The 14,245-nt window shown below is 56.8% G+C and carries 14 protein-coding genes; all 14 read left to right on the forward strand.

Annotated features, from left to right (window positions below; all coding sequences use genetic code 11):
* Window positions 1-312 precede the first annotated feature (312 nt).
* The 14 genes from nadA to lysS all read left to right on the forward strand — a co-directional run bounded on the left by nadA (window position 313) and on the right by lysS (window position 13,869).
* Window positions 313-1,251 carry a quinolinate synthase NadA gene (gene nadA, locus AAFN83_RS21940; protein WP_347773391.1) on the forward strand — a complete coding sequence of 313 codons (939 nt, stop codon included), beginning with the start codon at window positions 313-315 and terminating at the stop codon, window positions 1,249-1,251.
* A 75-nt stretch (window positions 1,252-1,326) separates the two neighbouring features.
* Entirely contained in the window at window positions 1,327-3,000 is a 1,674-nt protein-coding gene (nadB, locus tag AAFN83_RS21945) for an L-aspartate oxidase (RefSeq protein ID WP_347773394.1), read from the forward strand.
* Between the two features lie 36 nt (window positions 3,001-3,036).
* A complete protein-coding gene (gene nadC / locus AAFN83_RS21950; protein WP_347773396.1) occupies window positions 3,037-3,918 on the forward strand; it encodes a carboxylating nicotinate-nucleotide diphosphorylase in 882 nt (293 codons plus the stop codon).
* Complete coding sequence (locus AAFN83_RS21955) at window positions 3,915-4,679, forward strand: type III pantothenate kinase (RefSeq protein ID WP_347773398.1); 765 nt, start codon at window positions 3,915-3,917, stop codon at window positions 4,677-4,679. The genes nadC and AAFN83_RS21955 overlap by 4 nt, the downstream gene beginning before the upstream one ends.
* A gap of 72 nt (window positions 4,680-4,751) precedes the next feature.
* A complete protein-coding gene (gene hslO, locus AAFN83_RS21960) occupies window positions 4,752-5,627 on the forward strand; it encodes an Hsp33 family molecular chaperone HslO (protein WP_347773416.1) in 876 nt (291 codons plus the stop codon).
* A gap of 31 nt (window positions 5,628-5,658) precedes the next feature.
* Window positions 5,659-6,627, forward strand: a complete 969-nt coding sequence (locus AAFN83_RS21965; protein WP_347773400.1) for a peptidylprolyl isomerase — start codon at window positions 5,659-5,661, stop codon at window positions 6,625-6,627.
* 153 nt (window positions 6,628-6,780) lie between these two features.
* Window positions 6,781-7,722: a cysteine synthase A gene (cysK, locus tag AAFN83_RS21970; protein ID WP_347773402.1), complete on the forward strand. Its 942-nt coding sequence runs from the start codon at window positions 6,781-6,783 to the stop codon at window positions 7,720-7,722.
* Window positions 7,723-7,909: 187 nt separating this feature from the next.
* Window positions 7,910-8,494: an aminodeoxychorismate/anthranilate synthase component II gene (gene pabA, locus AAFN83_RS21975; RefSeq protein WP_347773418.1), complete on the forward strand. Its 585-nt coding sequence runs from the start codon at window positions 7,910-7,912 to the stop codon at window positions 8,492-8,494.
* A gap of 35 nt (window positions 8,495-8,529) precedes the next feature.
* Window positions 8,530-9,390 carry a dihydropteroate synthase gene (gene folP / locus AAFN83_RS21980; RefSeq protein ID WP_347773404.1) on the forward strand — a complete coding sequence of 287 codons (861 nt, stop codon included), beginning with the start codon at window positions 8,530-8,532 and terminating at the stop codon, window positions 9,388-9,390.
* A gap of 15 nt (window positions 9,391-9,405) precedes the next feature.
* Complete coding sequence (gene folK, locus AAFN83_RS21985; RefSeq protein ID WP_347773406.1) at window positions 9,406-10,248, forward strand: 2-amino-4-hydroxy-6-hydroxymethyldihydropteridine diphosphokinase; 843 nt, start codon at window positions 9,406-9,408, stop codon at window positions 10,246-10,248.
* The gene (locus AAFN83_RS21990; RefSeq protein ID WP_347773408.1) at window positions 10,236-10,436 is read left to right on the forward strand and encodes a helix-turn-helix domain-containing protein; all 201 of its coding nucleotides are present in this window, start codon (window positions 10,236-10,238) and stop codon (window positions 10,434-10,436) included. The genes folK and AAFN83_RS21990 overlap by 13 nt, the downstream gene beginning before the upstream one ends.
* 34 nt (window positions 10,437-10,470) lie before the next feature.
* Entirely contained in the window at window positions 10,471-11,487 is a 1,017-nt protein-coding gene (gene dusB / locus AAFN83_RS21995; protein ID WP_347773410.1) for a tRNA dihydrouridine synthase DusB, read from the forward strand.
* Window positions 11,488-11,697: 210 nt separating this feature from the next.
* Entirely contained in the window at window positions 11,698-12,174 is a 477-nt protein-coding gene (greA, locus tag AAFN83_RS22000) for a transcription elongation factor GreA (RefSeq protein WP_347773412.1), read from the forward strand.
* 207 nt (window positions 12,175-12,381) lie between these two features.
* Window positions 12,382-13,869, forward strand: coding sequence for a lysine--tRNA ligase (gene lysS / locus AAFN83_RS22005; RefSeq protein WP_347773414.1), 1,488 nt, complete (start codon window positions 12,382-12,384; stop codon window positions 13,867-13,869).
* The last annotated feature ends 376 nt before the right edge of the window (window positions 13,870-14,245 follow it).

Here is a 14,245-nt window from a genome sequence, read left to right on the forward strand (position 1 = left end):
CATCCACTTTTATAACCACTGTCGACCACAACGAAGACTAAACAAGCTGACTCCGGTTGCGTACCGACGCCAGCTTGCTGCCTAGAGGCTTTTTTCACTGTCTACAATTCGGGGGCTTGACCACTTGGGAGCTCCGGCTTTTCTTGAGCCGATGGGCATGGGGAGGGCGCACCGGAGGAAGATGGGGGGATCTACATCCTGTTTGCTGTGACTTACATCACAATTTTTCGCAGAGAACCCCTCTTCTTTCGTTGACACCCGCCTTAAGTTTTTGTAAATTAGGGTTAAATTGATATTCCAGGGGATGATGGAGTGGAGGCTCTCGCATTAGAGCGCAAGGAGCAGCAGAACCGAGAGCTTAAGGAACGGATTCTGCGCCTCAAGGAAGAGAAGAACGCTATCATTTTGGCTCATTACTACCAACGTGACGAAATTCAGGAGATTGCCGATTTTCGCGGGGATTCCTTCCTGCTCGCCCAGAAGGCGGCCAGCACCGATGCGGACGTCATCGTGTTTTGCGGGGTTCACTTCATGGGAGAGAGCGCCAAGATCCTCGCCCCGAACAAGACAGTCGTTATTCCGGACGAACGCGCGGGATGTCCCATGGCCGACATGGTTAACGTCGATGGACTCAAAGCGTTGAAGAAGCAGCACCCCAATGCAGCGGTGGTGGCGTATATCAACACCTCGGCTGATGTGAAGGCAGAGACGGATATTTGCTGCACCTCGGCGAATGCCGTGAAGGTGGTCAACTCCGTCGACGCAGACGAGATCATCTGGGTGCCGGATAAAAACCTGGGCAACTATGTTTCCAAATTCACAACCAAGAAGATGATCCTGTGGGAAGGGTACTGCAATACGCATGACATGCTTACCGTACGGGATGTAATGGAAATGCGGGAGAAGTACCCGGATGCTGAATTCGTCGTGCACCCCGAATGCCGTCCTGAGGTCGTCAAGCTGGGCGACTTTGTGGGAAGCACCACGGCGATCTTGAAATACTGCAAGGAGTCCTCGGCCAAGCAGTTTATCGTCGGGACCGAAGACGGAGTGGGGTACCAGCTCCGCCTCGACAGCCCGGACAAGGAGTTTCATTTCGCCACGAAATACTTGGTCTGCCCGAACATGAAGGTCAATAACTTGAAGAAGGTAGCCCAATGCCTGGAGACCCTGTCTCCGCAAATCTACGTGCCGCCGCAAGTGGCGGATCAAGCCAGACAGTCTCTCGAGCGCATGCTGCAGGTGAAGTAGCATGCGCTGCTTCATGTCCTGGGGACAAAGGATACAAAGGCTCATTCTACTAAGGGAAGAAGACAGGTGAGGGCAATGATTCCACGTTATTTAACGGATGCGTCCTGGCAGGAGCTGCCTCGTTACGAGTTTGAGACGATCATCATCGGGTCCGGTGTCGCCGGGTTGTATACTGCCATCCGGGCGGCGGAGAGCGGCAAGGTGCTCATCATTACGAAGAAAGCGCTCGACGAGAGCAACACGCGTTATGCCCAGGGCGGCATCGCAGCGGTGACCGCCGATGAAGACTCTCCCGACTTTCATCTTCAGGATACGCTGATGGCGGGAGCCGGGCTGTGCGATGAGGATGCGGTTGACGTGCTCGTGCACGAAGGCCCGGATCGCGTGAGCGAGCTTATCGGGCTCGGCGCTGAATTCGACCGGGAGGACGGTGTTCTTGCCCTCACCCGGGAGGGGGCGCACAGCCAGCGACGGATTTTGCACGCTCATGGCGATTCCACCGGGGCGGAGATCGTCCGCGCCCTCGCCCGCCAGGTCGTAAAGCAGCCGAACGTGGAGATCTGGAACGACCATTTTGCTATCGATCTTCTCACGGAGAACGGAGAGTGCCTAGGTGCGCTCATCCAGCGCCCGGATGGCAGCCGTGTGGCTGCATTCGGCAAGGCGACGATCCTAAGCTCGGGCGGAGCCGGTCAATTGTACCGCTATACCACCAATCCCGATATCGCCACAGCTGATGGCATCGCCATGGCCTATCGAGCTGGGGCCGAGGTGCGGGATATGGAGTTTGTTCAATTCCATCCGACTTCCCTTTGCTACCCGGGTGCTCCGCGCTTCCTAATCTCCGAAGCTGTTCGCGGCGAAGGGGCCGTTCTTCGGAATTCGGCAGGCGAGCGTTTCATGGAGCAGTACCATCCGCTGCTTGAGCTAGCCCCCCGCGACGTAGTGGCGCGGGCGATTGTCAGCGAGATGGAGCGCACCAAATCGACGTTCGTCTACCTCGACATCACGCATGAACCGCGGGAAAAGGTTCTTCACCGCTTCCCGATGATCTATGAAACGTGCCTGAACTATGGCCTCGACCTGACGTCCGATTGGATTCCGGTCGCCCCGGCCGCGCATTACATGATGGGCGGAGTCAAGACCGACCTGGATGGAGGGACGTCGGTGAAGCGGCTGTTCGCTTGCGGCGAAGTGTCTTCCACCGGTGTTCACGGAGCCAACCGGCTGGCCAGCAACTCGCTGTCCGAGGCGCTCGTCTTCGGCAAGCGGATCATCGACCGACTGAAGGAACTCCCCAAGCCGGACTTCACCGGATTGCGGCAAGGAGCGCCGGACCAGATCACGCTGGCTCTTCGCAAGGATGTGCCGATGACGCCGGTCGTCGAGCGGCGGCTGAAGCTGCAGAAAGTGATGCTCCGCAACGTCGGCCTCGTCCGTACAGAAGAAGGCCTGGAGAAGGGAATCGACGAGCTGCGCCGCCTCACCTCCTTGTTTGAGTCGCGGCTCACGAAGCGGGAAGAATATGAATTCGCCAATATGCTTACGGTGGGCCTGCTGGTTGCGGTCGCAGCCCGCATGCGACAAGAAAGCCGCGGTGGTCACTACCGCAGCGACTATCCCTCCCCCCGGGAGGAATGGCGCCGCCACATCGTTTTCCATCGGGAGAGCGGGACGGTAACCGAGCCGGTCCGTGAGCGCGATACGAGTCCAATGGGGCAAGACGAGGTCGCGGCTGCACGAGACTAGATCCCCCATCCATCCCATGCAGGAGTGAAACCAACCATGCAACCATCCGTACTGGAAGTAAATGAGAGCAAGCTTACGGCGTTAATAGAAGAGTGGCTGGAGGAGGATATCGGCACGGGGGATGTGACCACCCTGTCGACCATTCCGGCACAGGGCGTTTCCACGGGAATCATCCATGTGAAAGAAGACGGCATCCTGGCCGGCCTACCCGTGGCGGAGCGTGTTTTTCGCGTTGTCGACCCCACGCTCGTGTTTGAGGCGAAGGCCGTGGAGGGAGGTCCGCTGCGCAAGGGGGACCTGGTCGCGGTGGTAACGGGCAGCACCCGCAGTATTTTGCTGGGGGAACGCCTCGCCCTCAACCTCATGCAGCGGTTGTCCGGCATCGCCACCCGAACCCGCAGCTTTGTGGACGCCCTGGAAGGGCTGCCGACCCGCTTGGTGGATACGCGCAAGACCACGCCGGGCCATCGCATGCTGGAAAAGTACGCCGTGCGCGTAGGCGGAGGGCACAACCACCGCTTCGGGCTGTATGATGCGGTGATGATCAAGGATAATCACATCAAGGGGGCAGGCGGCATCACGCCGGCGGTAGAGGCCGCGCGCGAGCGGATTCCCCACACGATGAAGATCGAGGTAGAGGTGGAGAGTTTCCCTCAGCTGGAGGAGGCGCTTCAGGCTGGAGCGGATGTCATCATGCTCGACAACATGAGCGTGGAAGACATGAAGACGGCCGTCCACCGCATCAAGGCGCAAGCCCCGCATGTGATCGTGGAGGCTTCGGGTAACGTCAACCTCGACACGGTTCAGGCGATCGCCTCCTCGGGGGTTGATGTCATCTCGGTCGGCCGCCTCACCTATTCCGTGAATGCCTTGGACATCAGCCTCGACCTGAATGAACGGAAGGGGGACGCTTCGTGATTCTCGTGATCGATGTCGGCAACACCAACATGGTTCTCGGCATCTACCGGGACAAGGAGCTGCTCCATCATTATCGGCTGAGCACCAATCGCGAGGCCACGGCAGACGAATACGGCATGACGGTGGAGAATCTGTTTCGCCATGCACACATACAGGTGGAGGACGTAGAGGGGGTTATCATCTCCTCCGTTGTCCCTCCGCTGATGCGTGTCCTGGAGGAGCTGTGCAAGAAGTACATTCACCGTACTCCGCTCATCATCGGCCCGGGACTAAAGACCGGGTTGAACATCCGCTATGAGAACCCGCGTGAAGTGGGGGCGGACCGAATCGTCAATGCGGTGGCGGGCATCGAGCTGTACGGCGCGCCGCTCATTATCGTCGACTTCGGCACTGCCACTACCTTCGATTATATCGACGAGCGCGCACAATACTTGGGCGGCGCCATTGCCCCGGGCATCGGCATTTCTACCGAGGCGTTATATCGGCAGGCTGCTAAGCTTCCGCGGATCGAGCTGGCTCGCCCCAAAAGCTCAGTCGGCCGCAATTCGGTAGCGTCCATGCAGGCTGGAATCATTTTCGGCTTTGCCGGGCAGGTGGACGGTATTGTCACACGCATCCGCGAGGAGTTTGGCACAGATCCGCAAGTCATCGCAACCGGAGGGCTCGCGGAGATGATCGCGTCCGAGTCCCGGACCATTCAGCGGGTCGACCCCATGCTTACCCTGGAGGGACTGCGGTTGATCTACGAACGTAACCGATAACGTATTATCGGAGGCGCACAACGAGCAGACTAGAGATAGAGAGAGAAGAGAAGGAGAGTGACCTTACGCCTTATGAAGGATGAACTGATTCGCGCCACTGCCAGAGACGGGAAGTTCCGCGCGTTCGCGGTGCGCACCACGCAATTGACCGAAGAGCTGCGGCAGCGGCACCAGACGACGCCCACGGCAACGGCGGCTCTTGGCCGCACCTTAGCAGCCGGGCTCCTCATGGGAGCCATGATGAAGGGTGACGAGAAGCAGACTATTCAGGTCAAGGGAGACGGACCGATCGGCCAGATCGTAGTCGATGCCAATGCAGCAGGAGAAGTAAGAGGCTATGTCGACAATCCTGCCGTAGATCTTCCTTTGAATAGCTTAGGGAAGCTCGATGTACGCGGAGCGGTCGGAACGGATGGCTTCATCTATATTATCCGTGACCTGGGGCTGAAGGAGCCGTACCTGGGGAGCACCCCGATCGTCTCGGGAGAGCTGGCGGAGGATTTCACGTACTATTTTGCCAAGTCAGAGCAGACGCCTTCCGTTGTCGCCTTGGGTGTGCTCGTGGATAAGGATTACACTGTCAAGGAATCTGGCGGGTTTATCATTCAATTACTGCCGGGTGTAAGCGAGGAAGAAATCAGCTTCCTGGAAGAAAAGCTGTCCGCCGTCACTTCCGTCACGTCACTCCTGGAAAGCGGCGCAACCTTGGAGGACATTCTCACGTCTATTTTAGAGGACGTCCGCATTTTGGATCGGATGGATGTTCACTTCCGCTGCAAGTGCTCTCGCGAGCGGGTGGAACGCACTTTGATCAGCCTGGGTAAGGAAGAACTCACCTCCATCCTGGAGGAGGACGGCAAGATCGATCTGGTGTGCCACTTCTGTAACGAAACGTACCATTTTACCGATAAAGAAATTGAGGACGTTCTCGCCAAGATCGAGGGATAAGGGCCTGAAAAGGGAATCCGAGGGGATAGACATGCGAAATGTGAAGCTGTTGTGGGGAATTATCGTGATCCTGACGGGCGTGGGGCTCGTCTTGTTTCGCATTGCCATCACCCAGCCGCCCGCTTCGGTTCCCGATGCCTCCGGCACGAGCGGGGAAGAGAGCCGGGTAGTCGGCCGGATCGGAGACAAGGTCATTACGTCCGAGATGGTGAGACAGAAGGTCTACAGCAAGTACGGGCTGGATGTGCTTAACCAGATGATCGACCACCTCGCCATTCAGTTGGAAGCGGATGACCGCGGACTGCGGGTAGACAGCAAGGAGATCCAATCGGAGCTTGAGCGCATGCAGCAGGGCTATGGGAGCGAGGAAGAGTTCTACAAGTCGATGAAGGAACAGGTCGGCATGACCAAGGAGGAGCTGCAGGAGGACGTATACTTTAAGCTCCTCGTGGAAAAGGCGGCGACCGCCGACATCGTGGTCGGGGAGAATGAAATCAGCGACTACATCAAAGAGAACCCGGACGAATTCGCAGATACCGAGCAGCTTCATCTGCAGTTCATCCTGAACGAGACGCTGGAGCAGGCGAATCGCACGTACGAACTCGCCACTCAAGGCAATGACTTCTCGACGCTGGCACGCGAGCGGTCTCTCGACATCAACACGGCTAGCGAGGGAGGGGACCTCGGCTGGGTGGAAGAAAATGACCCGTTCGTCTCGCCCAATATTTTGAAGGCGGCGAAGGAGCTGCAGATCGGCCAGATCGGCCAGCCGGTTCAAGCGGAGACAGGATATGCGGTCGTGAAGCTGATCGATCGCAAGGATGACCGCAAGAGCAACCCCGAGGCGATTCGCGAGAGCGTGCGCAAGCAGTTGGCGCTGCAAAAGGCTCCGCCTATTAAAGAATACACCCAGGAGCTTCGCAAGAAATGGCAGGCGGCGCTCGTTGACGTGGACCACGAATTCGGGCCATCCCCGAGTCCGGCGGCGGCTGGACAATAGAGTGCAACGCGATCCCGATTATCCAGGATTCCGGCAAGGCAGGCCTTGTTGGAATCCTTTTCACTTTTCCAGTTGACAACCAGATGAGAGGTTGGTAAGATGATGATATAATACCAACCGGATTAGTCGGATATATGACAAGGAGGACTTACCATGGCCAAAATCGTAAACAGTGTTACCGAATTGATCGGAGGAACTCCGCTCGTACGCCTGAATCGTGTCGTGCCCGAGGACAGCGCCGAGATCTACGTGAAGCTTGAATACCAAAACCCGGGCTCCAGTGTGAAGGACCGGATTGCGATCAGCATGGTAGAAGTGGCAGAGCAAGAAGGATTGCTGAAGCCGGGAGATACGATCATCGAGCCGACGAGCGGCAACACCGGCATCGGACTGGCCATGGTAGCGGCAGCCAAAGGCTACAAAGCCATCCTCGTCATGCCGGAGACGATGAGCATTGAACGGCGGAACCTGCTTCGCGCTTATGGGGCCGAGCTTGTGCTGACCCCAGGCGCCGAAGGCATGAAGGGCGCCATTAAGAAGGCGGAGGATCTGAAGGCCGAGAATCCGAGTTACTTCATCCCGCAGCAATTCAAGAATCCGGCGAACGTGAAGGTTCACCGCGAGACCACCGGACCGGAGATCGTGGAAGCGATCAACAGCAAGGATGGTCAGCTTGATGCATTCGTAGCCGGGATCGGTACGGGCGGCACCATCACCGGAGCCGGAGAAGTGCTGAAGAAGAACTTCCCGAACATTGAAATCTATGCCGTAGAGCCGGCCGCTTCTCCGGTCCTGTCCGGCGGCAAGCCCGGTCCGCACAAGATTCAAGGCATCGGCGCCGGCTTCGTTCCGGATATTCTCAACACGGAAATATACGCGGAGATCATTCCGGTCGAGAACGACGAGGCTTTCGAGACTGCTCGCCGGGTAGCTCGCGAAGAAGGCATCCTGGGAGGGATCTCTTCCGGTGCAGCCATCTACGCAGCGCTCCAGGTTGCCAAGAAGCTGGGCAAGGGCAAGCGCGTGGTTGCCGTACTTCCGAGCAACGGGGAACGCTACCTGAGCACTCCGCTCTATCAATTCGACGAGCAATAATACGGTCAGACCAATCGAATGACATGGATCGACAGCCCCTTTTTCTCAAGGGGCTGTTTTCTTGCGTTCCCCCTCGTACGGATTGACGGGGAGCCCAAGATAGCCTTAAATAGAGGGAAGACAAGCAAGCTGCATGGCATGTGCGAAGACGCATGGCCCGACAAGCAGCTCAGGAGGAGTGACAGCCGTGATCCTGGTCATCGACAATTTCGATTCGTTTACCTACAACCTGGTTCAATATTTGGGCGAGCTCGGCGAGACCGTGGAGGTTCGCCGGAACAACGAGATCACCCTCTCGGGCATCGAAGAGCTTAAGCCGGACCGTATCTTGCTCTCGCCCGGGCCTTGCACCCCGAACGAAGCGGGGATTTGCCTGGAGCTGATCGACGCGTTTAAGGGCAAGCTGCCCATTCTCGGCGTCTGCCTCGGCCACCAGTCCATCGGCCAGGCCTTTGGCGGCGAGGTCGTACGGGCGGAGCGGCTCATGCACGGCAAGACCTCGCCGATCCATCACGATGGACAGACGCTGTTTGCCGGAATCGAATCTCCGTTCACGGCTACGCGCTACCATTCGCTTATCGTTCGCCGCGAGACGCTGCCGGATTGCCTTACGATCAGCGCCTGGACGGAAGAGGGCGAGATCATGGGACTGCGTCATAAGGAGTATCCGATTGAAGGAGTCCAATTCCACCCGGAGTCGATCTTGACCGAGAGTGGCCGGAAGCTCCTCTCCAATTTCCTCTCCCTACAACCGGGACAAGCCATTGGCTGATCATTCCCGATTGAGCTCGGAAAGGACGATAGACCATGAACGATAGAACGGACCGTGATCGTGTAGCCCGTCGTTCCCGCGTGCTTGATTGCCGAGGGCGCGCACTGGCTCTCGGGGAGAAAACGCAGATTATGGGTATTTTAAATGTAACCCCCGATTCGTTTTCGGACGGCGGGCGGTATGCGGATGTGGAAGCGGCGGTCGAACACGCCAAGGCGATGGTGGCTGCCGGGGCCGATCTGATTGACATCGGCGGTGAGTCTACCCGCCCTGGGGCAGAGCCGGTTTCAGAGGAAGAGGAGCTGCGGCGGGTCATTCCCGTCATCGAAGCTTTGCGCGAAGCCGTATCCGTTCCGCTCTCCATCGACACGTTTAAGCCGGGAACCGCAAGGCGAGCTCTAGCGGCGGGAGCCCATCTCCTCAACGACATTTGGGGGTGCCGCCGCCATCCGGAGATGGCCGATCTGGCCGCCGAATACGGATGCCCGATCATCCTGATGCATAACCGGACGGAGCCGGAGTACGGGGACTTTCTGGCGGATGTGCTCGCCGACTTGTCAGAAAGCGTGCGGATTGCCAAGAAAGCCGGAGTGAGGGAGGAACAAATCATCCTCGACCCGGGTATCGGCTTCGCCAAGTCGCAGGAGCAGAACCTTCAGCTTATCGGCAGTCTGGATCGGCTGGCCGAGCTCGGCTATCCGGTTCTGCTGGCGACTTCCCGCAAGCGGGTCATCCGCAATGTGTTAAATCTGCCGGCAGAAGATGTGGTGGAAGGCACTGTCGCCACTACCGTGCTCGGCATTGCCCAAGGCTGTGACCTGGTGCGGGTTCACGAGATCAAGGAGAATGCGCGGGCGGCGCTCATGGCGGATGCCATTGTTCGCCGACGCGCTTGACGAGGGGACTCTGAGATGGATAAAATGACGCTTACCCGCATGCAGTTCTACGGATACCACGGAGTGTTTCCTGAAGAGAACAAGCTCGGGCAGCATTTCTATGTCGACCTGGAATTGACGCTGCCGCTGTCGCGGGCTGGCTTTGGTGACGACCTGAACGAGACGATCAATTACGCGGAGCTGTACGGACGAGTGAGAACCATTGTCGTTGACCGTACCTTTCGACTGATCGAAGCCCTGGCGGAGCATATTGCTCAGGATCTGCTCGCAGCCTACCCGGTGCTGCAAGAGGTCTTGGTACGGGTTACCAAACCGAACCCGCCATTTGAGATTACCTTCGCCGGAGTGAGCATCGAGCTTCGCCGAAGCCGTCCGGTAGAGGTTTACATCGGACTGGGTTCCAATCTGGGGGATCGGGCAGCCCTCCTTGGAGAAGCGGTTCGCCTCCTGACGGAGCATCCGCGCATCGCCCTGGTTCGGCAGAGCGCCTTCTACGAGACGGAGCCTGTTGGCTTCGTCGATCAAGATAAATTCCTCAATCAGGTCGTCTCGCTATCGACGGATCTGCCTCCTGAGGAGCTGCTCGTTGAGCTTCAGCGTGTTGAGCAGCAGCTTGGCCGGGTTCGCGACAAGCGCTGGGGGCCGCGAACGGTTGATCTCGATCTCCTTTTATACGGGCAAGCGGAGATCCGGCTTCCCCGGTTGACCATCCCGCATCCTCGGCTCGCGGAACGCGCCTTCGTGCTCGTTCCCTTGGCAGAGATCGCGGCGGACGATGCCGTACCCGGCATTCGATCGCTGTCTGAGCATATGGCGGCGATGCCGTCTGGAGGAGGGGTTCTGCCATGGACACCTTAAAGCTGGCGCTGCGCATTCGGGCCTACCGCAAGCTCAAGGGCTTGACGCAGCTGGAGCTTGCGGAGCGAATGGGCGTTTCGGTCTCCGTTCTCGGCTCGCTGGAACGCGGAACCCGCAAGGTTGATGAAAGCCTGCTCCGCCTGATCGCGGACGTGTTGACGATATCGGAAGAAGAACTGTTGGGATAATCAAAGCTTTGCTTCTATACGAAAGGAGTACCTTATGCTGAAAATAGGGAATGTAGCCGCCCCGAACAACGTTGTGCTGGCCCCGATGGCCGGCGTCTGCAACCCCGCTTTCCGGCTGATTGCCAAAGAGTTTGGCACCGGCCTCGTCTGTGCCGAGATGGTGAGCGACAAGGCCATCATGCACGGGAACAAGAGAACGATGGAGATGCTCTATGTCGATGAGAGGGAAAAGCCCCTCAGCCTGCAGATCTTCGGCGGGGACATCGAGACGCTCGTGGAAGCGGCCAAAGTCGTAGACACGCAGACCAATGCCGATATCATCGACATCAACATGGGCTGTCCGGTGCCCAAGGTCACCAAATGCGACGCGGGAGCGCGTTGGCTGCTTGCGCCGGATAAGATTGAACAAATGGTGTCCTCCGTCGTAGCCGCCGTCTCCAAGCCGGTCACGGTGAAGATGCGGATTGGCTGGGATGACGAGCATATCTACGCGGTGCAAAATGCGAAAGCTGTCGAAAATGGAGGAGGCTCCGCCGTCTCCGTGCATGGCCGCACCCGAGTTCAAATGTATAGCGGCACCGCGAACTGGGACATGATTAAGGAAGTCAAGAATGCGGTTGGTATTCCAGTTATCGGCAACGGAGATGTGTTTACCCCCGAGGATGCTCGGCGCATGCTGGATGTAACCGGCTGTGACGGGGTCATGATCGGTCGGGGAGCACTCGGCAATCCGTGGATGCTGTATCGGACCGTTCGATACCTCACCGAGGGCGTTCTTTCTCCTGAGCCGCTGGCAGAAGAGAAGATCCGCATCGCTGTCCTTCATATGGACCGGTTGATCGCGCTTAAGGGAGAATTGGTGGCCGTCAAGGAGATGCGCAAGCACCTGGCTTGGTACCTGAAAGGCCTCACAGGGGCCGCTCGTGTCAAGGATGTCATCATGGAGATGGAAAGCCGCGACGAGATCGTGCACATCTTGAATGAATTTGTCGAAAAGCTGGCTGCGGGCGAAGCCGATGAGCAAACTGCAGAGGAAGCAGCCGTTCACTAAAGCGGCAAAAAGGGCTTCTTAACCACTGGTTAGCCCTCTTCTGGCTGTGATTGACAATTGGATGGGGTTGCAATATAATCAGTCGTAACCTTGAACCCATCGCCCTTGTCATGACGTAGGTATATACACCATATAGTTAAGTGGAAGCCGCGGAGTCTGTACGCCTCTGCGGCGACTTTTATGAATTCACACGACAGGAGATTTGTTGGAATGAGCGAAAAAGAAACGATTCTGACTCAGGAAGGCCTGAAACGGCTGGAGGAAGAGCTCGAAAACCTCAAGTCGGTCAAACGCCGCGAAGTCGCGGAACGGATCAAAATCGCCATCGGCTACGGAGATATCAGCGAGAACTCCGAATACGACGATGCCAAGAACGAACAAGCTTTTATTGAAGGCCGCATTCTGCAGCTTGAGAAGCTGCTGCGCAATGCACGCATCATCAACAACGAAGAAGTGGACATCAACACGGTGAGCATCGGCGCCATCGTGATTTTGAAAGACCTTGAATTCGGAGATACGGTGGAGTACACGATCGTGGGTACGGCGGAATCCGATCCCTTCGAGAACAAGATCTCCAACGAAAGCCCGGTAGGCCGCGCCATTCTCGGCCAGAAGAAGGGTTCCACGGTGGAAGTCAGTGTTCCGGCTGGTATCATCCAATACCAAATCATCGATATCAAGAAATAATCCGGCTTCTTAAGGAAGCGGAACATCATAGTTCGAAGGAAAAGCTTCCTATTGAGGGGGCTTTTTCTTGAAAAATGGGCATTGTTAGGCAAGAAACGGGCGTTGTTCCTTAGGAATAGGGGGCGGCGGAACCGTTTCTTCTTGTTCCCGCTTGTATTTATGAGTACAATGAAGGAATCGATTCAAAAAGGCGAAGGAGATTGTGCGATGAGTCAGGAACTCGAACTGAATGAACTGTTGGTGATCCGACGGGACAAGCTGGACCAGCTGAGAAACCTAGGGATGGATCCCTTCGGGCAGAAATTTGAACGGACCCATGCGGCAAAGGATATTTTGCTCGCTTATGACGCCATGGAATCGGAGGAGCTGGAGGCGAAAGCGCCGAAAGTCAGCATCGCCGGCCGCATCATGCAGAAGCGGAGCATGGGGAAGGCCTCCTTCGCCCATATCCAGGACCTGACCGGTAAGATTCAAATTTACGTACGCAAGGATTCCGTCGCAGAGGCGGAATACGAAGCATTCGATCTGCTTGATATCGGCGATATTATTGGAGTAACCGGGGAAGTTTTCAAGACGCGCACCGGCGAAACGACCGTGAAGGCCGATCATGTTGAGGTACTTACGAAGTCTCTCTACCCGCTTCCGGACAAGTTCCACGGGCTGAAGGACGTTGAGCTTCGCTACCGCCAGCGCTATGTGGACTTGATCATGAGCCAGAACGTGAAGGAAACGTTTATCACCCGCTCGAAGATCATTCAATCCATCCGTCGGTACCTGGACACTCAAGGTTATCTGGAAGTGGAGACCCCAACCCTGCATGCTATCGCAGGCGGAGCCGCTGCTCGTCCGTTTGTGACCCACCATAATGCCCTCGATATGCCGTTGTTCATGCGGATTGCGATCGAGCTGCACTTGAAGCGCCTTATCGTAGGCGGGATGGAAAAGGTCTATGAGATCGGCCGCGTATACCGCAACGAAGGGACCTCTACCCGACACAACCCGGAGTTTACCCTTCTTGAGCTGTATGAGGCTTATGCCGATTACAAGGATATCATGAACCTGACCGAGAACCTGTTTGTGCATGTCGCACGCGAGGTGCTCGGCAAGACCGAGATTGAGTACCAAGGCCAAACCATCGATCTGGCTAAGCCATGGCGCCGCGTATCTATGGTTCAAGCCATCAAAGACGTCGTAGGCGTTGACTTCCTCGTGGAGATGTCCGACGAAGAAGCGATCCGCCTCGCCAAGGAGCACAAGGTTCCGGTTGAGCCAGGGATGACCTTCGGCCATATCGTCAACCAATTCTTTGAGGCGTTCGTGGAAGAGACGCTGATTGAGCCGACCTTTATCACCGGTCATCCGGTAGCCATCTCTCCCCTCGCCAAGAAGAACGCGGAAGATCCACGGTTTACGGATCGCTTTGAGCTGTTCATCGTCGCGCGGGAGCATGCCAATGCCTTCACCGAGCTGAACGACCCGATCGATCAACGAGAGCGGTTTGAGTCTCAGCTTCATGAGCGCGAGCTCGGCAATGATGAAGCCCATATGATGGATGAAGATTTTGTGCGCGCCCTGGAATACGGCATGCCGCCTACGGGCGGTCTTGGAATCGGCATCGACCGCATGGTCATGCTGCTTACGGACGCGGCCTCCATTCGCGATGTGCTGCTCTTCCCGTTGATGCGGGAGAGATAAATCTCGTGAGCTTGATTAGAGCAGGAAGCCTGGATCGTCAGGCTCCTGCTCTTTTTTCATGCCTACACGGTAACTCGAAATTTATGCTTGCATTCTGTTGTCGATCTGTGGTACATTAATTCTCGCCGCTCCGAGAGGCAAACGCCGGACGAGCTGCACAGAGAAAGACTTTGCTGCCTGGTAAAACTTGAGGGTTGCCAAGGAAACGGACTCTGTGATATAGTATAAAAGTCGCGCTTGACGCGATGCATGCCCTTTGAAAACTGAACAACGAGTGGTAAGGACGCAGAATTCGAACTTCGGTTCGAAAGACGCACAAACAAACACGCAAGTGTTAAGTAATGAGCTTAAATGAAACGATCTATAAACTTTTATG

Origin of the sequence: Gorillibacterium sp. CAU 1737, assembly GCF_039888655.1 — a bacterium.
Lineage (GTDB): Bacteria > Bacillota > Bacilli > Paenibacillales > NBRC-103111 > Gorillibacterium.

What these genes read in the sequence shown, in the direction of transcription:
- greA (WP_347773412.1), top strand. Translation starts at nt 11,698, where the DNA reads ATGAGCGAAAAAGAAACGATTCTGACTCAGGAAGGCCTGAAACGGCTG.
- nadB (WP_347773394.1), top strand. Translation starts at nt 1,327, where the DNA reads ATGATTCCACGTTATTTAACGGATGCGTCCTGGCAGGAGCTGCCTCGT.
- AAFN83_RS21990 (WP_347773408.1), top strand. Translation starts at nt 10,236, where the DNA reads ATGGACACCTTAAAGCTGGCGCTGCGCATTCGGGCCTACCGCAAGCTC.
- nadC (WP_347773396.1), top strand. Translation starts at nt 3,037, where the DNA reads ATGCAACCATCCGTACTGGAAGTAAATGAGAGCAAGCTTACGGCGTTA.
- cysK (WP_347773402.1), top strand. Translation starts at nt 6,781, where the DNA reads ATGGCCAAAATCGTAAACAGTGTTACCGAATTGATCGGAGGAACTCCG.
- folK (WP_347773406.1), top strand. Translation starts at nt 9,406, where the DNA reads ATGGATAAAATGACGCTTACCCGCATGCAGTTCTACGGATACCACGGA.
- AAFN83_RS21965 (WP_347773400.1), top strand. Translation starts at nt 5,659, where the DNA reads ATGCGAAATGTGAAGCTGTTGTGGGGAATTATCGTGATCCTGACGGGC.
- dusB (WP_347773410.1), top strand. Translation starts at nt 10,471, where the DNA reads ATGCTGAAAATAGGGAATGTAGCCGCCCCGAACAACGTTGTGCTGGCC.
- folP (WP_347773404.1), top strand. Translation starts at nt 8,530, where the DNA reads ATGAACGATAGAACGGACCGTGATCGTGTAGCCCGTCGTTCCCGCGTG.
- hslO (WP_347773416.1), top strand. Translation starts at nt 4,752, where the DNA reads ATGAAGGATGAACTGATTCGCGCCACTGCCAGAGACGGGAAGTTCCGC.
- lysS (WP_347773414.1), top strand. Translation starts at nt 12,382, where the DNA reads ATGAGTCAGGAACTCGAACTGAATGAACTGTTGGTGATCCGACGGGAC.